Raw genomic sequence first — 23,730 nt, 5'->3', positions numbered from 1 at the left:
AACATCGATTTATGTCTATTAAATTAAGATTGACCATTATGAGCTTCTTTCAGTTTTTTGTCTGGGGAGCATGGTTGATTACAATAGCAAACTATTGGTTTGGCACAAAACAATGGGATGGTACACAATTTGGAGCTATTTTTGCAACCATGGGGATCGCTTCTTTATTTATGCCTACCTTGATGGGAATCATCGCCGATCGTTGGATAAATGCCGAAAGATTATATTTTATTCTTCACTTATGTTATGCGGGTGTTTTATTCTATTTACCTCAGGTAAATGATCCAAACACCTTTTTTTATGCGATGCTTGCGGCAATGTGTTTTTATATGCCGACTTTGGCCCTATCCAACTCCATTGCATATACGGCGTTAAATGAAAATAACTACGATTTGGTCAAGGCATTCCCCCCCATCCGGGTTTTCGGAACCATAGGTTTTATCGTCGCCATGTGGATCACCAATTTAACAGGCAACAAGGCCACAGCTTATCAATTTTATATCGCCGGAACCGCAGCTTTGGCTTTAAGCCTCTATGCTTTTACATTGCCTAAATGTCCACCGAAGAAGTTACAACAGGAAGATGCTTCCTGGACACAACTATTAGGCTTGGAAGCATTTAAACTTTTTGGAAATTATAAAATGGCTTTATTCTTTATTTTTTCCATGTTCTTAGGTGCGGCACTCCAATTGACCAATGCCTACGGTGATGTGTTTTTGGATGAATTTAAATTCTACCCTAAATTTGCAGAATCTTTCGTTGTGAAATATTCGACCATCATTATGTCGATTTCACAGATATCCGAAACACTTTTTATTCTTGCTATTCCATTTTTCCTCAAAAGATTCGGTATAAAAAAGGTCATGCTGATTTCGATGTTTGCCTGGGTATTACGTTTTGGATTATTCTCATTTGGTGACCCTGCAGGCGGACTTTGGATGATTGTATTATCCTGTATCGTCTATGGTATGGCATTTGACTTCTTTAATATCTCAGGTTCTTTATTTGTTGAAACCTCAACAACATCACGCATACGCAGCTCGGCACAAGGCTTATTTATGATGATGACAAATGGTTTCGGTGCCGTTGTAGGCAGTTTTGCATCGGGTTGGATCATTGACCATTACTTTACCAAAAGTTTTCAAAACAGCAAGGATCTCGCACAATACCTGGATACAACAATCGATAATACCCATTTTCTACATTTCCTGCAGGAAAAGAGTATTTCCATATTACCTGACGGCATGTTAAGCGGTAACCTCATGCTAAAAGACTGGCATGACATCTGGCTTGCATTTGCCATCTACACCTTGGTTATAGCAATCTTCTTTGCTGTATTCTTTAGACATAAACACGAGCGTGAACCGCTAAACTCAAAATAACCGAAAGCCGCTAATTGCGGCTTTTTGTATATTTGTAACATGCAAAGCACAGCAACGGAATTATTCAAAGATTCCCAATCCTACATCTATAACTGGACATTTCAATGGATTAAACAACTTGGTCTTGATAATCAGGGGAGCCACTTTGTGAACTCGATCCTTTTACTCTTACTGGTTATCCTGTTTTTGATCGTCATTGACTATTTCACCAAAAGAACGTTACTCCTGTTAACAATCAAAGCCATCAGGCGAAGTACAAATCGCTTTGATGATCTACTGATCCGCAATAAAACGCTGAAACTTATTGCTCATTTTGTTCCGATATTAGTGGCACAATATATCATGCCCATTATCTTCATGGGTTTTCCAACCTGGAAAGAAAACAGCAATAAAGTACTTGACATAGCAACGACCGTCGTCAGTTTACTGATTATCCACTCGCTTCTGAAAAGTTTACGGGACATGCTGCGCATGAAAAAATCTTTTGCCGACAAGCCGCTGGAAAGTTATTTACAGGTCTGCCAGATTATCCTATTATTTATCGGTGGGACGATCTGCTTTTCGATATTGACAGGAAAATCCCCTTGGTCCTTCTTATTATCCTTGGGTGCCGCGTCAGCAATCTTGATGTTGGTGTTCAAAGACACTATACTGGGGTTTGTTGCCAGTATACAAGTTTCGGCCAATGACTCCATCCGTGTAGGCGATTGGATAGAAATGCCTAAATATGGCGCCGATGGAACTGTCAAAGAGATTAACCTCAATAATGTGAAAGTACAGAACTTTGATAAGACCATTACGACGATACCAACGCATACGCTATTGTCGGATTCTTTCAAAAACTACAGGGGCATGCAGCAATCGGGCGGGCGGCGCTTAAAGCGAGCCCTAAACATCAAAATTTCCACGATCCGTTTTTTGGAAAATGAAGAAATTGAAAGGCTCAAAAATATACAGATTCTGCGGCCTTATATCGAGGAGCGTGCCAAGACAATTGACCAATTCAATACGGAACAGCAAATAGATCAATCAAGTCCCATAAACGGTCGCAAAATGACCAATTTAGGGATGTTCAGAGCTTATACACTCACCTATCTACGTCAAAATCCCAATATTCACAAGACCATGCCCTTGATGGTGCGTCAGCTTGCTTCAACCGAACACGGTGTTCCGGTCGAACTTTATTTCTTTGTAAATGATATCCGCTGGGAATATTACGAAGGAATTGTTTCAGATGTATTCGACCACTTATTTGCTGCAACAAAATACTTCGACCTGGAGATCTTTGAAAATCCGGCATCAGATGATTTCCGGCAGGTTATCCGACAACAAAACCTTCATGACTTCGCAGACCAACAGCGGTAGAAGCGAACTGAAAGTTCTTTCCGGCCAATAATATCAGTCGCTTTCAGAAAAAAAGCCGCTACCGCACTGACATTCATATACCAGGTTAACAGCTTAACAAAGTTTGTAGCTGCAAACTGGATAAAGTGTAAAAAATGGATCGTAGTAGAAGGACTTAAATTTTGGCAGCATAATTTAAAGTGAAAGGTCTAAAAACAGTGAAAGGTAATCTGGGGAGATTACCTTCACTTTAAAAACAAACTAAATTTTCAGACGTGTTTCACAACAGATCTACACATTAACCCTAACTCTTTATGAATCAAAAATTACTCTATACAAATATAGGATGGTTATGTTAAGTGCATCTTAAGCTATCTTTAAACTTAAAACAACTCTACAACCGGTTATTTATCTCACTTCAATAGTCTTCGTTGCCAGGTGTACTCTATTGAAAAGATCAACAGCCTGAACCTCAATCTGATATTTACCAGCTTTTAATTTGGGCAAATTAGCCGTCCACAGATGACTGGATTTTTCAGGGTTTGAAGGTCTACGCGTATTCTTTAATTCAGTTGCTGTATCATACTTAGCCAAAGAATTTAGAAATGCTGGATCGTTTTCATTGACAAAATCCATTTCCTTCCATTCGCCCTGATTGATTCTATACGTTACCTTGTCACCTTCCTTTCCAATAAAAAAATTAGCGTATATCGGATATCTCTTTGTGTATTTTTCTGGAACGACCGATGCTCCGTATAAATCGATCTGATACGTTGCCGGCTTACCTACAACCTTATAATCAAAACTGTATTGGTTGCCCTCGATTTTTAAAATGGCATACCCTTTTGGTGTACCGTCCCGCATTGTAGAAACAGGAATTCCCTTTTCATTCAACTCGCCCGAATACCAGTCACCAGAAGTTGTACCTACATTATATTCGTGATGTGGCTTTTCTTGTTTCCATCCGTCCTTTTGTCCATAAAAATATTGGCGCTGAAAGTGTGTATGCGCGGACAAAGATAAGGTATGCTTAAATGGAGCCAAAATATCGAACAGACGTTGTCTATCTTCGTTACGAAAGACATCCGAGTTTTGATGATATAAAGGAATATGAAATGCCAATACAATCAATTTATCTTTAGCTACGTTTTTTAAGTCATTCTCCACAAAATCAAGCTGATCTTTACGGAATCCACCTAAATAACCTTTACCTGTCCGTGGATTCGGGTAAATGATATTATCAAGAATGATAAAATGCGTGTTTCCATAATTGAACGCAAAGTTATTGGGACCAAAAGTCTGCTCGAACGATTCATCGGAGAGGCTATCCTCTTTGGCATCATAGTTCATATCGTGGTTTCCCATGACATTATACCACGGCAATCCCATCGTGGAAATCACCGATTTATACTTTGGCTGTAGTGAAAGATCATCTCCCACTAAGTCGCCTAAGCTTATTCCAAATTTCGCAATTGTCTTATCTGAAATTTCATTGATCACACCATTTTTGAAATAGGCCAGTTCTTCCACTGTGTAAGCCTGTGGATCACCAAAAACAAAAGCTGAAAAGTTAGGATCTTCATCTTGTTGGTACAATGCAAAATTTACAGCAGCCGGAATTTTCCCTGTAGCAGCAACAGCAGGATATTTTGAAGCTGGACTACCATTTAACTTATGGATATAATAAAATTTTGGATGGTTATTTTCATCCAAAGGCAAAGCGTAGCCTGTCGGTTTAACCACGAAAATGATGTTGTCATTTCCAACAGGCAACTGATAATTGCCATCTTTATCGGTTGTCGTCACCTCACGCCCGTTACTAACAGCAACGGAAGCAACGCCTCTTTCGTTTTTATCCAATTTTCCGTTTTTGTTTATGTCGAGATAAACTTTTCCTTTCGCAAAATCTTGGGCCTGCACCGCGTTTACGAATGCCCAGGAAATTGCTAATGCCAAAAATGCTTTCATATGAAATTTTGTTTTGGCGCTAAAGTATTCGATTCAGGTTAAACGAGTATAAAGAGAACATCAAGAATTCATCAAAAAATAGAAAGAACGATTTAACATCAATGTATTAGTTAACCCATATTTAACAGTATAATCACAGGGATTTCATACATCTTTCATGGGGTTTCATCCAAATGAGGTCCCTTCAGGTCCCTATTAGCTACCTATTTCCCCTATCAGTATTATGTTGTTAGCTGATTAACCCATCTTCTTGCCCTTGCTCCCTGACGAATATTGGGCACAAAAAAAGAGAAACCAATTGCTTGATTTCTCTCTTACCCTTGGGGTTTATTTCTTAACTATCGGGCTTGCGCGGTTGCCAACATACGGTTGACTTCATCGATCATTGATTTAGCTGCGTCATGCATACGCGGGTTGCCTGCAAAATCTGCATCTAAAGTAATATGCTTGGATTTATCTTTATAGTTGTACTCTAAATAAAAACGTGGAACTTTAGAATGTGTTGAATCCTGCTGCCATTCAGGTCCAGTCATATCGGTATCCAAGTTCCAAAAGCCGAGCTCCATTGCTTTGCGGTGCAGGTACAATAAATCGTCTTTTGTAAATTTTACAGTATCGGTAATTAAAGAATCTTTTTTGTCTAAATACTTATAGATGCGTGTTTTTGAATTGTATTCGTTGACCATGTGGTTCGGCTCGCCGTATTTGAATTCAATGGATTCAAAATCAGCAAAACGAAAAGGGGCATTTTTGATCATATTACTATAGTAATAAACACAATACATCAAAAACGGCACAATAATACATAGGCCCAAAAAAATCTTCTTACTCTTGATTGTCATTTCTATAAAATTTTGACAAAAATAAGGATTTATATAGGGTATAAAAGTTTATATCAAGATATGACATAAAACCTACATGAAATTCACGCATTTAGATATTTGGAGAGCCCGCATCAACAAAGGTCTTAGCATACCAGCTGTCAGAAAGATCAGAGATAATAACGCCTTTCCGTGTCGAAACATGAACAAACTTATTATTATGCAGGTATACACCTACATGATCTATCCCATTTCGTCCGAAAGAAAAAAACACGAGATCTCCTTCTTCAAGTTTATCGACCTTTTTTCTCTTTACTATTCCTTCCATGTCACGCGAAGTCCGGGGCAAATTCCCTTTGTATACTTCAATATAGAGCAAATTAACAAACCCCGAGCAATCTACCCCCGATTTGGTCTGTCCACCCATACGATGCGGTATGCCCATCCAATCGTCAATAAATGAATAAAGGTGCGGATTTAGTTTTTTTGTACTCACATTGAGTAAGTCTGCATAATTGTCCAGTCGCGATCCGGAAAAGGTTTTTCCGCGCGCTGAGCTCGCATCTGTCAATACCGCGCCATTGGAAGAATGTGTGTTGGAGCTAAGTACCTTTTTCTTCGTTGAACAACTGCTCAAAAATAGAACTGCACCTAAAAAGAAGATAAAATAAGATCTGACACTCATGCTGTTCGATTTACGTTCTTGCTTAACAAACTTACTTGCCTAACAAACTTAATTAAATTGCTGTTTATATCCAATAAATTTGCCCACTGCTAAAAAACAATTTACCCCTATGACCGCTGCTATAAAGCCGTCCCCTGCAACATGCTACGACGAACAGCAATGTTTCCAGTCGATGAATTTCACCTGTTGGATGCATTTACTCCTTACTGTTAAGCTTGTCCCCGAAGATTGCTTTTCTTGATAAGAACGTCAGATAAGAAAAAGAATTGTTCAGAAATCGTAACTTTGACGCCTAATTTATTTGAGAATGGAAAAATTAAAAGGTGCATTAGCTGTCTTTTTAGGTGCGAGTAGTTTTGGGATACTATCAACGTTTGTTAAAAAAGCCTATGGTAAAGGGTTGACTTTAGGAGAGGTAACAGGAATTCAGGTTTTATTTGGCATGCTTATACTGTGGCTTATCTATATTATCATCAAACTCTTTTCTGCAAAGTCATTTCACTCTTCAAGCAAGAAATCTTCATGGATCAAGATATTAATCAGTGGTACCTCTACTGGTTTGGTGAGTATCCTCTATTACAAATGTGTACAGCTTGTTCCGGCTTCGTTGGCCATTGTACTGTTAATGCAGTATATCTGGATCGGTGTGCTGATTGAATTTATCTTTTTCAAGGCAAAACCTTCAAAAAACAACCTGATTGGTATCGGCATTGTACTCATTGCAACATTATTAGCGACTGGACTTATTGAAAAAGGCTTACAACAGCTCAACTTAACAGGTATCTTATTTGGCCTTTTAGCGGCAACTGCCTATTCGGTCTTCATGATCGTGAATGGCCGTGTCGGCAATGACTATCACCCCATTCAAAAAAGCGCTATTATGGTAACGGGGGCCTGTATCATGGTCTTTACCTTATTTCCGCCTGCTTATTTATGGAATGGTCAATTTGATGGAAACTTCCTCTATTTCGGCTTGATCCTTTCTCTATTTGGCACAGTCATCCCGCCTTTATTGTTTGCCTACGGCTTACCTAAAACGGGCTTCTCCTTAGGCGGAATATTGAGTTCGGCTGAGCTACCTGTAGCCACCTGTATGTCATTTTTTATACTTCATGAAAGTGTATCCACGATACAATGGCTCGGGGTACTTTTGATCTTGGGTACCGTCATCTGGTTGAACGCAGCAAAGAGCAGTGCACATTAGGAGGGCAATCCATAGGAAAATTTTGGAATTCCTTTTAACGAAAAAAGGCAATCTTACTAGAGAAGATTGCCTTTTTTATATGTTATAAATCTTAATATGGTATACCCCTTAAAAAGATTAATGTGTCAGTGTCTCCGGAATTTCTTCTACCTCCACTTCACAGGAATCCGTTACGTCCATAAATTTAACCGGCACAACCTCATTCACCAATAATGGATCGTATAAGGTCCGTACTTTGACATAGTTTTTAGAAAAGCCATGCATATATCCATCTTTCTCATCGGCCTCAAACAAGACATCACCAGTCTCGCCAAGCTGTGACTCATAAAAAGCACGGCGCTTCTTCTCCGAAAGGATATGCAACATTTTGCTACGGTCACTGCGTTGAGCTCCCGGTACAGCGCCGTCCATTTGAGCTGCAATCGTATTCTCTCTTTCTGAATAGGTGAAGACATGCAGATAAGAAATATCCAAATCGTTCAAGAAATTGTACGTGTCGATAAAGTCTTCACGTGTTTCTCCCGGAAATCCGACAATAACGTCAACACCAATACAGCAATTAGGCATCAATGACTTGATAAATGCGACACGCTCTGTGTAAAGTTCTCTTTTGTACCTTCTGCGCATTAAACTCAGAATTTTATTGCTTCCAGACTGCAGTGGCATATGAAAATGTGGAACAAAACGTTTTGATTGCGCCACAAACTCAATAATATCATTGGAAAGAAGATTAGGTTCTATCGAAGAAATCCGAATCCTGTCGATACCTTCAACTTCATCCAAAGCCTTTACCAAATCCAAGAATCGGTCTTCACGCTTACCATCCCGAATACCAAAATCACCAATATTAACTCCCGTTAACACAATTTCTTTTACGCCTGAAGCTGCAATTTCTTCCGCTTGACGCACAATATCTTCGATCTTACCCGAGCGGCTTCCGCCACGTGCCAAAGGAATCGTACAAAATGTACATGAATAATCGCACCCGTCCTGTACTTTTAGGAAGGTACGCGTACGATCGCCAATCGAATAAGCCGAGACAAATTGATTGGTCTCATCGATTGGACCATTATAAACGATCGTTTTTTCCTGTTTCGTCAAATCATTGATATGCTCAATAATATTAAACTTTTCAGCTGCACCTAAGACCATATCCACTCCCGGAATCTCTGCAATCTCTTTTGGTTTTAGCTGCGCATAACAGCCAACAATCGTAATATAGGCGTTGGGAGAGTGCTTTAATGCTTCCTTCACTACTTTTCTACACTTCTTGTCAGCATTATCCGTTACCGAACATGTATTGATTACATAAACGTCTGCACGGCTATTGAACGCTGTGGTATCATAGCCCGCATCTTTAAATAAACGACCAATGGATGATGTCTCCGAATAATTCAGTTTACATCCAAGTGTATAAAAAGCTACTTTTTTATTCTCCATAATATTTTGCAAAATTACATTTTTTTTCAGTAACCGCTCTTATCATTTTAAGTTTTGACTTTCTCGTTATAAGGATTTTCCTTAGTTTTGACTATCTTGAAAGGCTGAATGCAGCGACGGCTTATTACAGGCAAACGAAATAAGATCCGGACATGATGTATTCAAATATTCCCCGATTGAGAATCAGACACATAAAATGGTGCTATTCGTTCCTATCCAGTTCGATGACAGCATTGATATTTAGCATTTAATAATTACTTTTTACAGATGAAACAATATTTAGATTTACTCAGACATGTATATACGAACGGTGTTGTAAAGACAGACCGTACGGGCACAGGTACCAAAAGTGTCTTTGGATATCAGATGCGTTTCAACCTTCAGGAAGGTTTCCCTTTGGTGACAACCAAAAAATTACACCTGCGATCCATTATTCATGAATTGATCTGGTTTCTTAAAGGCGAAACCAATATTCAGTATCTCAAAGAAAATGGCGTAAGCATTTGGGATGAGTGGGCTGACGCGCAAGGGAATTTAGGCCCTGTATACGGATCACAATGGCGCTCCTGGCCAACACCTGATGGCCGTCATATTGATCAGATCACGCAGGTTATCAATCAGCTAAAAAATTCACCGGATTCACGTCGTATTATCGTGTCGGCTTGGAATGTTGCTGAAATAGAACATATGGCACTCCCTCCTTGCCATGCTTTTTTCCAATTTTATGTAGCGCCAGCACAGCCTGAAAAAGGCATCATGAAACCACAATTGTCCTGTCAACTCTATCAACGTAGTGCAGATATATTCTTGGGCGTGCCTTTCAACATTGCCTCTTATGCTTTATTAACGATGATGGTCGCACAGGTTTGCGACATGGAAGCCGCAGAGTTTATCCATACCCTGGGCGATGCACACATCTACAGTAACCACTTCGAGCAAACGGAGCTCCAATTGAGCCGCGAGCCAAAAGCGCTACCCCAGATGAAAATAAACCCTAACGTTAAAGATATCTTTGATTTCAAGTTTGAAGATTTTGAATTGTTAAACTACGAATCGCATCCACATATCAAGGCTCCGGTTGCCGTTTAACAATGAAGGCACCTAATTCTGTAACCACCTTATTTTAGCGGACGAATAATCACATTATATCAAAAATGAGCAATCCAACGATCACATTAATCGTAGCTGCGTCGGAAAACAATGCCATCGGAATCGACAACCAGATGCCTTGGCATTTACCCAACGACTTTAAATATTTTAAGAAAAATACCATTGCGCATTCTGTCCTAATGGGCAGAAAGACTTTTGAGGCCATAGGCAAAGCTTTACCGGACAGAAGGAATATTGTCATCACGCGTAATGCAAATTTCCAGGGAGAAGATATTGATGTAGCCAATAGTATTCAAGAGGCCCTTTTATATTGCCGGGATGAACGCGAAGTGTTTATCATTGGTGGCGCAAACATTTATCAGCAAGCGCTACCCTTGGCAAACAAAGTGCTTTTGACACGGGTACATACAAGCTTAAAAGGAGATGCTTTCTTCCCTGAATTACCTTCCGAAGAATGGGAATTAATTTCCTCAGATTCGCATCAGGCAGATGAGAAACATGCATTTGCTTATACCTTTGAAGTTTATTCGAGAAAATAACTCCATGTTTATGAATATCAAAACGATATCATGGGCAAAAGCATCCATGATATTGCGTTTTGATATTAAAAGCTATAGAAGAGCTTAATCTGCAGGACTAAACAAGCGCAACACTTTGATCTAAAGCACATGCACAAATACTTCATCTTAATTTTTACCCTATTCATGTCAGACGCATACGCTCAGCAGATAGATACTGTTTACCTGGAAAAATTACTCCAAAGTCATCCTGATCTATTTCAAAACATATTAAGTCATCCGACGAAAAATGAGGTGCAGATTCTGTATACGCAAATTGATCGTGACAAATCCAATAGGCCACATTTCAGGTCCTATAGCTATCGACTAAATCCGAACTGGTATTTTTATCCCGCAAGTACAGTAAAGTTGCCGACAGCAATTCTGGCCTTAGAAAAAATCAACGACCTCCATCTAGCCGGTTTAACCAAACATACTCCCCTCCGCATTGATTCTGCATTTGAAAAGCAGACTAAGGTTCTTGTGGACGAGTCGGCAGCCAATGGTCTTCCCTCTGTTGCACAATACGTAAAAAAAAATACTATTGACCAGCGACAATGATGCACAAAATAGACTGTTTGAATTTATTGGCCGTGCTGAACTGAATGCGAAACTAAAAAAATATGGCACCAAATATAGCCGTATCGTCAACCGTCTTGCCATTGGCGACAAAGGAATATGGGCCAAACATACCAATCCAATTACCTTTTACAATGGAAAAGATGTCATCTACCAACAAGCGGCTCAATTCGACCCAAAAGACTATCCCCTAGAGCTGGCCAATACACTTCAGGGGAAAGGTTACATGAACGATAAAGATGAACTTATTCAAGAGCCCTGGAGTTTTGAGGGGCTTAATGTCTACGCACTCGAAGATCAACAGTTCATATTGAAGAAATTACTATTTCCGGAAGCATTTCAGCCGAAAGAACGATTTAATCTAAAAAAGGAGGATTATTCCCTACTCTATGACTATATGTCGCGCTATCCCTTTGAATCGGATTTCCCGAAATATGATCCGACAGAATTCTGGCCAACGTATAGCAAGCTCCTTTTTTATGGCCGTGAAAAAAATGCGACCTTAAATCCCAACATCCGGATCTTCAATAAGTATGGAGATTCTTATGGCTATAATATTGATAATGCTTATATCGTCGACTTTGAGCATGGGGTAGAATTTATGCTCGCCGTTGTTGTGCAGTCCAATGAAAATGGCATCTACAACGATGGACGCTATGAATACGACACAGTAACCTACCCCTTTTTAAAGAATATCGGGCAGGTAATTTATCAGGAGGAATTGAAAAGGGTTAAAAAGTTTAAACCCGATCTATCCAAATTTGATTTCAGAAAATAAAACACAAAAAACGGCTTTCAATGTATGAAAGCCGTTTTTTTTATCGCTATTGCGACATATTTTTATCCGCTTTGGCCAGAAGGCTGCTTGCTTCACGGTATTTCTGAAATAGAACTATTTCGATTGTAAGGCTGTTTCGATCAACTCACCGTAAAAATCCCCCTCCTTCATTCCAAAAGCCCGTACCTGCTGCGGAATAAAGCTTTGTGGAGTTTGCCCGGGAATGGTATTAATTTCGATAAAATAAAATTTATCGGTATCGTTTTCCAAAAAGAAGTCCACGCGAACCATACCTTTACAGTTCAATCTCACATAGATTTCTCTTAAAATACGCGCAGCGCGCTCCTGCTGTTCGATCGTCAGGTCTGCCGGCGTAATCTCCTCGGTTAATCCAGGTACATACTTGGCTTCATAATCAAAAAATTCGCGTGTAGTCCGAACTTCTGTGGCGGGCAAAACAACAAGCTCGCCTTTTGAATTCCGAAAAATTCCCTCAGAAAATTCGCGTCCTGTCACAAATTCTTCAACAATAACCTGTTTTCCTGTATTTTCCGCATCAAAAGCTTTGTCAATCGCTTCCTGCAGTTGTGCAGATTCCTTTACTTTGGTCATTCCGATACTACTTCCACCGGCATTAGGTTTCACAAAATAAGGGAGTGAAAGATTACTTTCGACGATTTTGAGTGCCTCCGGGCGTTGCGATTCAAACAGTAGGACCGATTTTGCCAAATGCAACTCGGGAATATCCGATAAGATCGCTTTTGTATACCCTTTATTCATAGTTAATGCGGACGTCAAAGCATCACATGAGGTATATGGAATATCTAACAAATCAAAATAGCTCTGAAGTCTTCCATCTTCTCCAGGCACACCATGCACCATAATAAAAGCTAAATCAAAAGTCAAGATATCCCCATGCAATGGAAGGGTAAAATCAGCTTTTGAAATCGGATGACGCTTTCCGTCTAAATCTTCATAGTACCATGCTTCTTTGGTCACTGTAATCAAATATATATCGTATTTGTCGTGATCAAGTTGAGAATTGACGAAGGCAGAACTTTTAAAAGAAACTTCAGCTTCTCCTGTATAACCTCCAGTTATTAATGCTATTTTTGCTTTCATAAATTTTAGCGATTCGAATAGCAAATATAATTTGCTATACACGGAAAAACGAATAATTTTGTGAGGAATAATTTTATTTAATCATTCTGCAAACTTGGCTTTAATATTGCGGTTCTATGCAGAATTAATTTTTATCAAACAGAGAAATGTCCAAAGTCGTACAATATCTTCAGACCCCCACTTTTAGGAAAAATCTTATTGCCGCTGTTATCGCGATAGTATGTCTATTCCTTTTCGTTTATATTGGACTGAAAATATATACCAAACATGATGAATCTATCGCCGTTCCTAAAGTGAAAGGCCTTCATATCAGTGCTGCCATCCAAGCTTTGGAGGACGCCGGGCTGGAATATCAAATTGACTCCGTCTATCAGATGGATGCCAAACCTGGCATGGTCATCGAGCAGGATCCCGAACAAGGATTTCATGTAAAATCGGGTCGGACTATTTATTTGACCATTATCACACAGGTTGCACCTGAAGTTGCTTTTCCGAATATAAAAGATAAAACATTGATTGAAGCAACAGCCATCTTGAAAAACCATAACCTTCGAATCGGTGACACTTCTTATGTCGCAGACATCGCCAGGGATATCGTATTGGATGCTCAATTTGCGGGACAATCTATCCGCAACGGACGCATGATTCCTAAAGGTTCACGTATAGATCTGGTTTTGGGAAATGGATTGGGAGCAAATGAGGTGGAGATACCTAATTTAGTTGGGCTTCCATTAAACGAAGCAAAGTTCGCCTTGTCTGGAGCTGGCTTAGGTCTAGGTACTGTAACCTACGATCCAAGCGTAACGGATACAGCCACTGCAGTAATCAGTGTGCAGTCACCAGGAATAGAAAAGGGCCTGACCAGTTTAGGGGCTAAAATTGACGTAACACTTTCACTCACGGCACCAACAGCAACAACAGGTGCTCCGACTGGAGGTACAACAACACCTAAACCACAGGCAAACCAAACACAGGTTACTCCGCCAGCGGCAAAACCTCCGGTTCAGTCAAAGCCTGTTGCTCCGGCAAAAAGTAACACAACAAATACCCCTGCAGCTAAACCGACAACGACAAATCCTGCAGCAGGGCAAAAAAAGGAAAAGGAAAATAAAGGGAATAGTTTAGGCTTTTAAGTTTATTTACTCAAAAATGAAGCTGCGTCGAATGATCTCCATCGTAATAGATTAGAGTTCTTGGCAGATTCATCAACCACTGATCGCTAAGGGTTATATAAACGCCATGAATAGCGAACAACAGATGAATAAAAAATTTTAGAATGGAAAATAAAAAAGGAATACCAAGTTGGTTAAAAATTATTGCGCTAATCGTTATCGTTGTTGGAGGTTATTTTGCCTGGACATTTTATAAAGCATTTTATGCTTCGAATGTATCGGGAGAGAAAAAGTACCTGTACATACACGAGGGTGAAAAATATGAGGATGTACTGAAATCAATCAAGGATTCAAATCTAGTGGATGATATCGCTTCCTTTGAGCGTGCAGCACAATATAAAAAATATGAAGAAAGTGTAAAACCCGGACGTTATCTGTTAACCCCAGGGATGAACAATAGACGCTTAGTCGGCAATTTGATTGGCGGTTACCAAGAACCTGTAAAATTCAGATTTTCCAATGTGCGACTGAAAGAAAATATGGCCGCACTTCTTGGAAAAAGTTTTGAGGCAGATTCTGCCCAATTTATTGCTGTACTGAATGATGAGGCTACCGCACAGAAATATGGATTTACAAAAGAAAATCTCATTTCAATGTTCATCCCTAATACCTACGAAATTTACTGGAACACCAATCCAGAAAAAGTAATTGCTCGTTTTGATGATGAATGGAAAAAGTTTTGGAATGCGGATCGCACGGCAAAAGCAAAAGCACTTAATCTGACACCACAACAGGTTAGCACATTGGCTTCTATTGTGAAAGGTGAAGCTTTACACCAGGATGAAATGCCCATGATAGCCGGCTTATATTTAAACCGTCTCAAAAAAGGTATGTTATTGCAAGCAGATCCTACGGTGATCTTTGCTAATAATGACTTTACCATTAGAAGGGTATTGAATAAGCACCTCAGAACAGACAATCCTTACAATACTTACATCTATAGAGGATTGCCTCCAGGCCCTATATCAATTCCAAGCATCGCTGCAATTGATGCGGTCTTAAACTTTAAGCAACATGATTATATTTACATGTGTGCCAAAGATGATTTTTCTGGTTACCATAATTTTGCAAAAACAGAGGCTGAGCATTTGATCAATGCACGTAAATTTCAACAGGCTCTAGACGCTAGAAATATTAAAAAATAATGTTTGTATTTGACCACCAGATTCGCGTCCGCTATGCAGAAACAGACCAAATGGGCTATGTCTATTATGGAAACTATGCTGCGTTTTATGAAATAGCGAGAACTGAAATGCTGCGGAGCACGGGGATATCGTATAAGGAGCTGGAAGAAATGGGTGTCATGCTCCCCGTTACGGAGATGAAGACCAAATATCTGAAACCAGGCAAATACGATGACTTGATCACGATACGGGTAACAATCCGCCAGAAACCTGCCGTTCGCATCATTTTCGAATATGAGCTTTTCAATGAAAATGGGGAACTACTCAACCAGGGAGAAACAACCTTGGTCTTTGTCAATATGGAGAAAAATAGACCTTGTATGCCGCCACAGGTTTTTCTGGATAAGATGAGTAAATATTTTAATTGATATGGGGAAAATCCACCAATGGCTATTAAATTTTAAACCTTATTTTAGATTAATCGAATGGAGTAAACGTGTCGTACTACCTGGCTTTGGCTCACTACCACTTTATACTGTGGCGGTATTTTTCTTTCAGGAGCTTTCCAGAGATTCCATCGTCAGCAAGGCTTCTTCCCTTTCCTATAGCTTTCTATTGGCCATTTTTCCAGGAATCATTTTTCTATTTACATTAATCCCTTATATTCCGATTAATAATTTTCAGGAACAGTTGTTGGATTTCCTTGCAGTAGTAATTCCTAAAAATGCATTTCTCGTTGTTGAAACGACATTGGAGGATATTATCAAAAACCAAAATGGCGGATTGCTGTCTTTTGGTTTTGTGTTTGCGGCCTATTTTGCGACCAATGGCATGGCCTCCCTAATGAATGCCTTCAATAAAGCTTCCCTGATGACGGAGAGAAGACCTTGGATCAGAAAACGACTGCTTGCCTTAGCCTTGGCTTTTCTGATTATTTTTGCTTTAACAGCGGGGATGACGATATTTACCATAGCTGGCATTACGATAGACTACCTCAAGGAAACTACAGGGATTAAATCCAGCTTCTGGGCTATTCTACTTAAAGTAGCCCGATGGTTGATCATATTCGCTATTTATTTTTTCACGGTAAGCTGTATTTACAAATTTGGCCCTTCCAACTCCAACAAATGGAAACTCTTCAGTCCAGGAGCTTCTATGGCTACCATTCTAGCGATATTGACATTTTCAATATTTACTTTTTATATCAATCATTTTGGTGCATATAACAAACTGTATGGATCCATTGGGACATTGATCGTCATCATGCTCTGGATTTACCTGAATACGCTTATTTTATTATTGGGCTATGAGCTTAATGCGGCAATAGCGCTGTCCAAACAAACCATTGTTATTGCCAAGCCACGCATTTTCAACTCGTTTAAGAGAGAAGACTAAGGTGTCTTAAGCCACTTAAAATCTATTTTATCGGAAAAGGATTTCCGCAAATAAAGTCGAGAATTAGCAAGAGTACGATTCAAATACCATCCCTTGCGGGGTTGGCATGTAAAAAGTCCCCTATAACTGAAAGTCTTTCAATAAAATAAGAAAAATAAAATTTTGCATTTAAAGTTTTTTTGTACCTTTGCAACTCCTACAAAGTAGGAAAAAGGAGAAAATTAATTAATGGCAAAAAAACAAGAAGCAGAAAAAGAATTAGCAGCGAAAAACGCAGAGCTACAAGGTGCTGACACTAAAGTAGTGAAAGACACTGAAAAAATTGAATCAGAAGCTGATTCAAACTTAATCGACGAAATCAAATCAAACACTTGGATCACACCAGAAGGTGAATTTGACTGGGATGCAAATGATAAAGGTTTCGGAAATTATAGCGATGCTGAACGCGCTAAACTTGAAGCACAATACGCAGATACTTTCAACCAAGTTAACCAAGGTGAAATTATTGAAGGTACTGTAGTTTCTATCAACAACAAAGACGTAGTCTTAAATGTTGGTTTCAAATCTGACGGTTTAGTTTCTTTATCAGAATTCCGTGACTTACCAGAATTAAAAGTTGGTGACAAAGTTGACGTATTCGTTGAATCTCAAGAAGATGCTAACGGTCAATTAGTACTTTCTCGCAAACGTGCTAAAACTCAAAAATCTTGGGAAGCTATCAATGAGGCATTGGAAAATGATGCAATCATTACTGGTTTCGTTAAGAGCCGTACTAAAGGTGGTCTTATCGTTGATATCAAAGGTGTTGAAGCATTCTTACCTGGATCTCAAATCGATATCAAACCTATCCGTGACTACGATGTATATGTAGGTAAAACAATGGAATTCAAAGTTGTGAAAATCAACCATGAATTCAAAAACGTTGTCGTATCACACAAAGTATTAATTGAAAACGACTTAGAAAACCAAAAATCTGAAATCGTTGCTAAATTAGAAAAAGGTCAAGTATTAGAAGGAACAGTTAAAAATATCACTGACTTCGGTGTGTTCATCGACTTAGGTGGTGTTGACGGTTTATTGCATATCACAGATATCTCTTGGGGTCGTATCGAGCATCCAAAAGAAGTTTTATCGCTAGATCAAACAATCAACGTTGTTGTATTAGACTTTGATGATGAGAAAAAACGTATCGCTTTAGGCTTGAAACAATTATCTGAGCATCCTTGGGAATCTTTAGATACTGCATTGGAAGTTGGTTCTAAAGTTAAAGGTAAAATCGTAACAGTTGCTGATTACGGTGCTTTCTTAGAAATCATCCCTGGTGTTGAAGGTTTGATCCACGTTTCTGAAATGTCTTGGTCACAAAACTTACGTTCTCCACAAGAGTTCTTGAAAGTTGGTGATGAGATCGAAGCGCAAATCTTAACATTAGATCGCGATGAGCGTAAAATGAGCTTAGGTATCAAACAATTGACTCCAGATCCTTGGAAAAACATCACTGAGCGTTACCCTGTAGGTTCTAAACAAACAGCTGTTGTTAAAAACATGACTAACTTCGGTGTATTTGTTGAGTTAGAAGAAGGTATCGACGGTTTGATCCACATCTCTGATTTATCTTGGTCTAAAAAAATCAACCACCCTAACGAATTCACTAAAGTTGGTGAAACATTAGACGTAGTTGTTTTAGAATTAGATGAAGAAAACCGCAAATTATCTTTAGGTCACAAACAATTGGAAGAAAACCCTTGGGATACTTTCGAAACGATCTTTACTGAAGGTTCTATCCACGAAGGTACTGTGATCAAAGTTGGTGACAAAGGTGATATCGTAGCTTTACAATACGGTGTTGAAGGTTTCTGTCCTTCTAAACACTCTGTTAAAGAAGACGGTTCTTCATTGAAAGTTGATGAAGTTACTTCATTCAAAATCATCGAGTTCAACAAAGAGAACAAACGTTTGGTAATTTCTCACTCTCGTATCTGGGAAGAAGAGAAAGAAGAAGCTCGCAAAGAAGAGTCTAATAACCGTAAAAAAGACGCTAAAGCTGAGTCTTCAGCTGTGAAAAAAGTAAAAGATTCTGTTGAAAAATCTACTTTAGGCGACTTAGACGTATTAGCTCAATTGAAAGAGCAAATGGAAAATGATAAAAACGCTAAGTAATTAGCAATTTCAATCCATAAAAAGCGGCTGTTCCAAAAGGACAGCCGCTTTGTTTTTATAGGGATGCTTTTGTAATTTTGTATCAATAAACGTTATTGTTATGTCATTCAAATCAGCCTTAATTAACCCCACCGAACTTCAGGAATCACTGGGACAGCATACAGACATTGTCCTCCTCGATTGCACCATCGACAAAGTTGGTCAATCCATCAAGGATACCAAGTTCGAAGTACTTCCCCATTCTCAATTTTTTGACATCGAAGGGAAACTTTCGGATGCTACTTCCAAATTACCGCATACCCTCGTTTCTGCAGCGGTATTCGAAAGGGAAATGCAAAACCTGGGAATAAATCAGGATAGTACGGTTGTATTATATGACAGATGGGGCGTTTATTCAAGCCCGAGGGCCTGGTGGATGTTTAAGGTCATGGGATTTGAACAGGTCTTTATTTTAAATGGTGGTGTTCCTGCTTGGAAAAATCACAAACTGCCAGTCGTAGACCAGTATACAACCGCTGCAAGTCCCGGTAATTTTAAAGCCCAATTTCAAGCAAACCTATATGCCGATAAAGAGTATATCTTAACACATTATCGGGATACTCAAGTGAATATTTTTGATGCCAGAAGTAAAGGTCGCTTTAGTGGTTTAGTAGCTGAACCCCGGAAAGGCCTTCATGGTGGGCATATCCCCCATTCCAAAAATCTCCCTTTCGAAGAATTATTTGACGGAATCGTTTATAAACCCGTTGATGAATTGAAACAGCAATTTGATCATTTTAATGCGACCGGAAATGAATATGTATTCTCCTGTGGATCGGGTATCACGGCCTCAGTCTTAGCATTTGCTTGTCATCTCGCTGGTCATGAGCAAATCCGTGTATACGATGGTTCGTGGTCAGAGTGGGGCCGTGAAGAGCTCAATCTACCCATCGAGAAATAGTTTAAAACAAGGTATTCCAAGAATAGAGATTATCCTCCAAGCGAATTTTTTCGGTATCTAGGAGATTACGGATGATCTCTATTCTTTTCTTTTCTGTGCCTATCGTCAAACTCGCCACCAAATCATGAATGTTTTTGGCTTCAGCAAGTAAACTGCTTTTGATTTCTGCTTTTATATTTGCCCGCTGCTTTTCCTGATGATTGCGGATCAGACATAAATCGCATACTTCACAGAACCCCGCATTTTTCTCTCCAAAATATAACAACAGCGACTGACTGCGGCAATTGCTCTGTTCAATATAACCGATCATGCCATTGACTTCCTCTTCCTTCACCTGATGGCGATCGCGAATAAAAATATGATCGATATGCAGGTGTTTGTAATCGACTCGGTTCTGCAAAAAGGTCAATTGTGGCGCATCTGTAGAAGGCAGATAGCTCGCTATTTCCAGTGTCTCCAACGACTTCAACAGCTCGACAACACGATCATAAGGCAGACCTAACTTACGTGCAAATTCATATTCATTGATGAGGATATAGTTTTCAAATACACCACCATAGCTGCGCAAAATAGCCTTAATGAGTTTATCATATTTGACATACTGCACCTGAACTTTATACAATTCGGCGCTATCAATTTCAAACTTAAAGCGTGAAGGTATTGTGACAGCTTCTGACAAAACCAACCAAGTGTCCCGCTCCAGAAACTTCAGCGCATTCATAACAGGAACCAACGGCAGCTGATATTTTTTTGCAAATGCAACAACATCAAAATCTACAGTCACTCCTTCTCCTGAACCATAGGGAATCTGAAAATGATTACAAAGGTAATGATAGGTCTGTTGAATAAATGGGATATCAGGAAAGCTAGCTTGCAAATTATCGACAAGTTTCCGCTCATCTGTCTTTTGATAAAGAATAACGGGATAGGCCTTCTTGCCATCTCTTCCTGCCCTACCGGCTTCTTGATAATAGGCCTCCAGCGAATCGGGCAAATCGAGGTGAATCACAAACCGTACATCGGGTTTATCAATTCCCATCCCAAACGCATTTGTAGCTACAATAACGCGAACAACATTTGTCATCCACCCTTGCTGTTTCTGGTCCCGTTCCTGCCCCGTGAGCCCAGCATGGTAATAATCTGCCGAAATGCCGTTATTGACCAAAATACGGGCTATCTCCTGTGTTTCCCGCCGGTTTCTGACATAAACAATGCCGGATCCACCCAACTTGTGTATGATGCGGACCATACGTCCCATCTTATCCTCTTCCTCAATGGCCATATAAGCCAAATTGTCGCGGAGAAAGCTTTTGACAAATACATTTTCTTTTGGAAAATTCAGCTTCTGCTGTATATCACTAATGACACGCTCAGTTGCTGTCGCTGTAAGGGCCAGAAAAGGAACCTTGGGATGCAGTTCGCGTAACTTAGCGAGTTCTAAATAGGGAGGTCTGAAATCATATCCCCATTGAGAAATACAATGTGCTTCGTCTATCGCAAAAAGATTTACATTCATAAATCGTATGCGCTCCCTTACGATATCATTGTATAATCTTTCAGGAGAAAGATAGAGAAATTTTATTTGCCCATAGACGCAATTGTCCAACGTAATATCCACCTCCCTCTTCCGCATTCCAGCATAAATCGCGACCGCTTGAATTCCATTTTTTTTTCAAATGCTCAACCTGATCTTTCATCAATGCTATAAGCGGTGTAACGACAATACAAATCCCTTCTCGCATCAAGGCAGGTACTTGAAAACAAATCGACTTTCCGCCGCCAGTCGGCAATAAAGCCAGTGTATCTTTACCTGAAATGACCGATTGAATAATTTCTTCCTGCAGAGGTCTAAATGAATCGAAACCCCAGTATTGCCTTAAGATTGATATACTATCTTGCGTCATAAGTTCTCCTTATCCCAAACATACGCAAAATTATCTTTCATGAGATAATTCTGTATTCCCAAACTATCCAACATACGTTTTGTATGCTTGGATTTCTCCATTGAATTGGATCCATCCAGTATAACAAGTTTTGGTCTAATTTGCTTCAATAAACGAGGTAAACCATTTAGTAAATTTTTTCTGACAATCACAAGGTCGGCATGTGGCATTGTTCCCCCTGCATGCGATAAAATAGCAATTCTACCTAAAGGGAGCGTAACAAGATAGTTTTTCCGCTCCCGACCATTCAAAGCTACAAACTGAACTTTTTCCCTCGTCAGTAATTGAATTTCTCTTCCACATGCATATTGCAAGCCTCGGGATTGCAAAGAATCAAATGTGCTGTAAACGATACTGCGCCCACCTTTAAAATACCCGATCGTCAGCTCATGTTTCGTATTATAGACCCGAAACCGTTCTACATCTTTATTTTCAAGGTATTTTTGCGCAGTGATCAATAGTATTCCAATTGCACAGCATCCCCCTAGCCAAACGTATTTTTTATCTTTCCATTGAAAAGCATATAAAAAAGAAAATAGTGCAAAATAGGTCAAAAATAGAAGTTCCAGCCCCATAGGTTCAACTTTTATTGTTGAAAAAGCCAAATGGTCAATAAATTTCAAGCAGTATAAGATGAAAGCGATGAGATGCTCCAAAAGAAAGCCCAATAAAACGTTGAGCCCCTGTATTGGATTGATTGTCATGATAAAACCGAGATACATCGCTAATGTTGAAGGGAAATCGACTAATACATTGGCTACCAGAAAATAAGTTGGAAATTGTCCAAAATAATAAAGGCTCAGTGGCGTTGTCAATAGCTGCGCAGCAATAGAAACAGCCAATGCATCTCTCAAAAGCCGTAATATCGGTCTTTTAACCGGAAGGAATCCTTCGACAAGCGGAGAACATATCGTCATACCCAAAACGGCTAAAAAAGACAGCTGAAAACCCACATCAACAACAGCTCGGGGAACGGCCAGTAAAATCAATAATGCGGCAATAATAAGCGAATTCAGTGTTGAAAAGCTTCGTTTAAAATGCTGTGCACACAGCACAAAACTAATCATAATAGCTGCTCGCGTAATGGGCGGATCAAGCCCTGCAATAAAAGCATATATCCAGATCATACTCCCTAATAAAATTAGTGGCAGCCATCTGAGATAGGAAGGCCAGGCAATTCGCTTGAAAATAAGGGATAAAAAACCGAATAAAACAGCAACATGCATTCCCGAAACACTTAATACGTGTATCGTTCCCGTATTGGTGAAGGCCTGGATGCTTTCGGCACTCATATCGCTCCGGGAACCATATAATAAAGCTGAAGCAATAGCAAAGTGCTCATCCTTTTTGATATGGGGACGAAGCTTAACCAAAAAATATCTCCTCGTTTGTAAAGCGAGCCCAGTTAATGAAAAAGCCGTTGTTTCTTTCCTACTGATCAGCTTATACCGACCAAAGACTGCGAAAATTTCATGATAGATATGCTGTCTTTTCAAATACTGTCTATAGTCAAATTCCATTGGATTGAATGGCGGAGCTATTTCCTTTACTTGACCTTTTAACCACAATAGATCACCAAACTGCAGTGGGTTCTTCTGGCTGGATTTTAAAGATAACATCAGTCGACCTGTAGTTTCAACAAATTCACCTTTTTGGTAAGCCCCTACTACTTCCGCCGAAAAACGAATGATATCCCGCTTCACCTTGGGCTCTTCAATAATTTTGACTACATAACTATCGGTCACTATATGGGAGAAATGACTGATTGTAACCAAAGGGGCTTCGCGCCAAAATTGGAAAATCCCAAATAATACAACAGACACATAATACCCGTAGCTATAGCCATACTGGCGGATTCTTCCCTTTAATAAATAACAACAAAACGTTATCAAAACCAGCACAACCAATAGCTGCTGAACGCATTGGAAAATGTGGAACGACATAGGTAATTTAGGGGCGAAAAGAAGCGTCACAATATATAGGATCGCTATCTTAAGAATAGGCAG

Annotated in this window: 20 protein-coding genes and 1 pseudogene; 13 read left to right on the top strand and 8 right to left on the bottom strand. The window is 39.5% G+C overall.

Features of this window, described 5'->3' with window-relative positions; translation table 11 throughout:
- Window positions 1-11 precede the first annotated feature (11 nt).
- On the top strand, window positions 12-1,382 hold the full coding sequence (locus tag BV902_RS07010) for a nucleoside permease (RefSeq protein WP_075991314.1): 1,371 nt from the start codon (window positions 12-14) through the stop codon (window positions 1,380-1,382).
- Window positions 1,383-1,421: 39 nt separating this feature from the next.
- Window positions 1,422-2,747 carry a mechanosensitive ion channel family protein gene (locus BV902_RS07005; RefSeq protein WP_075991313.1) on the top strand — a complete coding sequence of 442 codons (1,326 nt, stop codon included), beginning with the start codon at window positions 1,422-1,424 and terminating at the stop codon, window positions 2,745-2,747.
- A gap of 387 nt (window positions 2,748-3,134) precedes the next feature.
- Here the strand turns inward: BV902_RS07005 and BV902_RS07000 are convergent, their stop codons facing one another.
- The 3 genes from BV902_RS07000 to BV902_RS06990 all read right to left on the bottom strand — a co-directional run bounded on the left by BV902_RS07000 (window position 3,135) and on the right by BV902_RS06990 (window position 6,200).
- Window positions 3,135-4,694: a calcineurin-like phosphoesterase C-terminal domain-containing protein gene (locus BV902_RS07000; RefSeq protein WP_075991312.1), complete on the bottom strand. Its 1,560-nt coding sequence runs from the start codon at window positions 4,692-4,694 to the stop codon at window positions 3,135-3,137.
- 338 nt (window positions 4,695-5,032) lie between these two features.
- Window positions 5,033-5,536, bottom strand: coding sequence for a hypothetical protein (locus BV902_RS06995; RefSeq protein WP_228280036.1), 504 nt, complete (start codon window positions 5,534-5,536; stop codon window positions 5,033-5,035).
- Between the two features lie 91 nt (window positions 5,537-5,627).
- The gene (locus BV902_RS06990; protein WP_075991311.1) at window positions 5,628-6,200 is read right to left on the bottom strand and encodes a C40 family peptidase; all 573 of its coding nucleotides are present in this window, start codon (window positions 6,198-6,200) and stop codon (window positions 5,628-5,630) included.
- A 307-nt stretch (window positions 6,201-6,507) separates the two neighbouring features.
- Between BV902_RS06990 and BV902_RS06985 the strand changes: the two genes are divergently transcribed.
- On the top strand, window positions 6,508-7,404 hold the full coding sequence (locus tag BV902_RS06985) for an EamA family transporter (RefSeq protein WP_075991310.1): 897 nt from the start codon (window positions 6,508-6,510) through the stop codon (window positions 7,402-7,404).
- 117 nt (window positions 7,405-7,521) lie between these two features.
- On the opposite strand, the gene mtaB is transcribed toward BV902_RS06985, so the two are convergent.
- Window positions 7,522-8,844, bottom strand: a complete 1,323-nt coding sequence (mtaB, locus tag BV902_RS06980) for a tRNA (N(6)-L-threonylcarbamoyladenosine(37)-C(2))-methylthiotransferase MtaB (protein ID WP_075991309.1) — start codon at window positions 8,842-8,844, stop codon at window positions 7,522-7,524.
- A gap of 267 nt (window positions 8,845-9,111) precedes the next feature.
- Between mtaB and BV902_RS06975 the strand changes: the two genes are divergently transcribed.
- The 4 genes from BV902_RS06975 (at window position 9,112) to BV902_RS06965 (ending at window position 11,868) form a co-directional block, all read left to right on the top strand.
- The gene (locus BV902_RS06975; protein WP_075991308.1) at window positions 9,112-9,933 is read left to right on the top strand and encodes a thymidylate synthase; all 822 of its coding nucleotides are present in this window, start codon (window positions 9,112-9,114) and stop codon (window positions 9,931-9,933) included.
- A gap of 65 nt (window positions 9,934-9,998) precedes the next feature.
- Entirely contained in the window at window positions 9,999-10,493 is a 495-nt protein-coding gene (locus BV902_RS06970) for a dihydrofolate reductase (protein ID WP_075991307.1), read from the top strand.
- Window positions 10,494-10,658: 165 nt separating this feature from the next.
- On the top strand, window positions 10,659-11,072 hold the full coding sequence (locus BV902_RS28020; protein WP_237242006.1) for a hypothetical protein: 414 nt from the start codon (window positions 10,659-10,661) through the stop codon (window positions 11,070-11,072).
- The gene (locus BV902_RS06965) at window positions 11,056-11,868 is read left to right on the top strand and encodes a serine hydrolase (protein ID WP_237242004.1); all 813 of its coding nucleotides are present in this window, start codon (window positions 11,056-11,058) and stop codon (window positions 11,866-11,868) included. The genes BV902_RS28020 and BV902_RS06965 overlap by 17 nt, the downstream gene beginning before the upstream one ends.
- 114 nt (window positions 11,869-11,982) lie before the next feature.
- Here BV902_RS06965 and BV902_RS06960 read toward each other — a convergent pair whose 3' ends face one another.
- Complete coding sequence (locus tag BV902_RS06960) at window positions 11,983-12,990, bottom strand: D-alanine--D-alanine ligase family protein (protein WP_075991306.1); 1,008 nt, start codon at window positions 12,988-12,990, stop codon at window positions 11,983-11,985.
- A 146-nt stretch (window positions 12,991-13,136) separates the two neighbouring features.
- Between BV902_RS06960 and BV902_RS06955 the strand changes: the two genes are divergently transcribed.
- From BV902_RS06955 to BV902_RS06930, 6 genes are all read left to right on the top strand, one after another.
- A complete protein-coding gene (locus tag BV902_RS06955) occupies window positions 13,137-14,123 on the top strand; it encodes a PASTA domain-containing protein (RefSeq protein ID WP_075991305.1) in 987 nt (328 codons plus the stop codon).
- A 143-nt stretch (window positions 14,124-14,266) separates the two neighbouring features.
- Complete coding sequence (gene mltG / locus BV902_RS06950) at window positions 14,267-15,307, top strand: endolytic transglycosylase MltG (protein ID WP_075991304.1); 1,041 nt, start codon at window positions 14,267-14,269, stop codon at window positions 15,305-15,307.
- On the top strand, window positions 15,307-15,714 hold the full coding sequence (locus BV902_RS06945; RefSeq protein ID WP_075991303.1) for an acyl-CoA thioesterase: 408 nt from the start codon (window positions 15,307-15,309) through the stop codon (window positions 15,712-15,714). Before mltG ends, BV902_RS06945 begins: the two co-directional genes overlap by 1 nt.
- Before the next feature lies 1 nt (window position 15,715).
- Window positions 15,716-16,681 carry a YihY/virulence factor BrkB family protein gene (locus BV902_RS06940; RefSeq protein WP_075991302.1) on the top strand — a complete coding sequence of 322 codons (966 nt, stop codon included), beginning with the start codon at window positions 15,716-15,718 and terminating at the stop codon, window positions 16,679-16,681.
- 228 nt (window positions 16,682-16,909) lie between these two features.
- Window positions 16,910-18,841, top strand: coding sequence for a 30S ribosomal protein S1 (rpsA, locus tag BV902_RS06935; RefSeq protein WP_075991301.1), 1,932 nt, complete (start codon window positions 16,910-16,912; stop codon window positions 18,839-18,841).
- 100 nt (window positions 18,842-18,941) lie between these two features.
- Window positions 18,942-19,781: a sulfurtransferase gene (locus BV902_RS06930; RefSeq protein ID WP_075991300.1), complete on the top strand. Its 840-nt coding sequence runs from the start codon at window positions 18,942-18,944 to the stop codon at window positions 19,779-19,781.
- A gap of 1 nt (window position 19,782) precedes the next feature.
- Here the strand turns inward: BV902_RS06930 and BV902_RS28540 are convergent, their stop codons facing one another.
- From BV902_RS28540 to BV902_RS06920, 3 genes and pseudogenes are all read right to left on the bottom strand, one after another.
- Entirely contained in the window at window positions 19,783-20,091 is a 309-nt protein-coding gene (locus BV902_RS28540; RefSeq protein ID WP_335682274.1) for a RecQ family zinc-binding domain-containing protein, read from the bottom strand.
- Between the two features lie 642 nt (window positions 20,092-20,733).
- Window positions 20,734-21,685: pseudogene (locus BV902_RS28535) on the bottom strand (RecQ family ATP-dependent DNA helicase); the annotation flags it as partial.
- Window positions 21,682-23,667, bottom strand: a complete 1,986-nt coding sequence (locus BV902_RS06920) for a ComEC/Rec2 family competence protein (RefSeq protein WP_075991299.1) — start codon at window positions 23,665-23,667, stop codon at window positions 21,682-21,684. The pseudogene BV902_RS28535 and the gene BV902_RS06920, both read right to left, overlap by 4 nt.
- Between the last annotated feature and the right edge of the window lie 63 nt (window positions 23,668-23,730).

Source organism: Sphingobacterium sp. B29, from assembly GCF_001952815.1.
Classification (GTDB): Bacteria; Bacteroidota; Bacteroidia; order Sphingobacteriales; family Sphingobacteriaceae; genus Sphingobacterium; species Sphingobacterium siyangense.
This window is presented reverse-complemented; position numbering and strand designations above follow the sequence as displayed.

Excerpts from the sequence above, each read along its gene's own strand:
- BV902_RS07010 (WP_075991314.1), top strand. The coding sequence starts at position 12 with ATGTCTATTAAATTAAGATTGACCATTATGAGCTTCTTTCAGTTTTTT.
- BV902_RS07005 (WP_075991313.1), top strand. The coding sequence starts at position 1,422 with ATGCAAAGCACAGCAACGGAATTATTCAAAGATTCCCAATCCTACATC.
- BV902_RS07000 (WP_075991312.1), bottom strand. The coding sequence starts at position 4,694 with ATGAAAGCATTTTTGGCATTAGCAATTTCCTGGGCATTCGTAAACGCG.
- BV902_RS06995 (WP_228280036.1), bottom strand. The coding sequence starts at position 5,536 with ATGACAATCAAGAGTAAGAAGATTTTTTTGGGCCTATGTATTATTGTG.
- BV902_RS06990 (WP_075991311.1), bottom strand. The coding sequence starts at position 6,200 with ATGAGTGTCAGATCTTATTTTATCTTCTTTTTAGGTGCAGTTCTATTT.
- BV902_RS06985 (WP_075991310.1), top strand. The coding sequence starts at position 6,508 with ATGGAAAAATTAAAAGGTGCATTAGCTGTCTTTTTAGGTGCGAGTAGT.
- mtaB (WP_075991309.1), bottom strand. The coding sequence starts at position 8,844 with ATGGAGAATAAAAAAGTAGCTTTTTATACACTTGGATGTAAACTGAAT.
- BV902_RS06975 (WP_075991308.1), top strand. The coding sequence starts at position 9,112 with ATGAAACAATATTTAGATTTACTCAGACATGTATATACGAACGGTGTT.
- BV902_RS06970 (WP_075991307.1), top strand. The coding sequence starts at position 9,999 with ATGAGCAATCCAACGATCACATTAATCGTAGCTGCGTCGGAAAACAAT.
- BV902_RS28020 (WP_237242006.1), top strand. The coding sequence starts at position 10,659 with ATGTCAGACGCATACGCTCAGCAGATAGATACTGTTTACCTGGAAAAA.
- BV902_RS06960 (WP_075991306.1), bottom strand. The coding sequence starts at position 12,990 with ATGAAAGCAAAAATAGCATTAATAACTGGAGGTTATACAGGAGAAGCT.
- BV902_RS06955 (WP_075991305.1), top strand. The coding sequence starts at position 13,137 with ATGTCCAAAGTCGTACAATATCTTCAGACCCCCACTTTTAGGAAAAAT.
- mltG (WP_075991304.1), top strand. The coding sequence starts at position 14,267 with ATGGAAAATAAAAAAGGAATACCAAGTTGGTTAAAAATTATTGCGCTA.
- BV902_RS06945 (WP_075991303.1), top strand. The coding sequence starts at position 15,307 with ATGTTTGTATTTGACCACCAGATTCGCGTCCGCTATGCAGAAACAGAC.
- BV902_RS06940 (WP_075991302.1), top strand. The coding sequence starts at position 15,716 with ATGGGGAAAATCCACCAATGGCTATTAAATTTTAAACCTTATTTTAGA.
- rpsA (WP_075991301.1), top strand. The coding sequence starts at position 16,910 with ATGGCAAAAAAACAAGAAGCAGAAAAAGAATTAGCAGCGAAAAACGCA.
- BV902_RS06930 (WP_075991300.1), top strand. The coding sequence starts at position 18,942 with ATGTCATTCAAATCAGCCTTAATTAACCCCACCGAACTTCAGGAATCA.
- BV902_RS28540 (WP_335682274.1), bottom strand. The coding sequence starts at position 20,091 with ATGATCGGTTATATTGAACAGAGCAATTGCCGCAGTCAGTCGCTGTTG.
- BV902_RS06920 (WP_075991299.1), bottom strand. The coding sequence starts at position 23,667 with ATGTCGTTCCACATTTTCCAATGCGTTCAGCAGCTATTGGTTGTGCTG.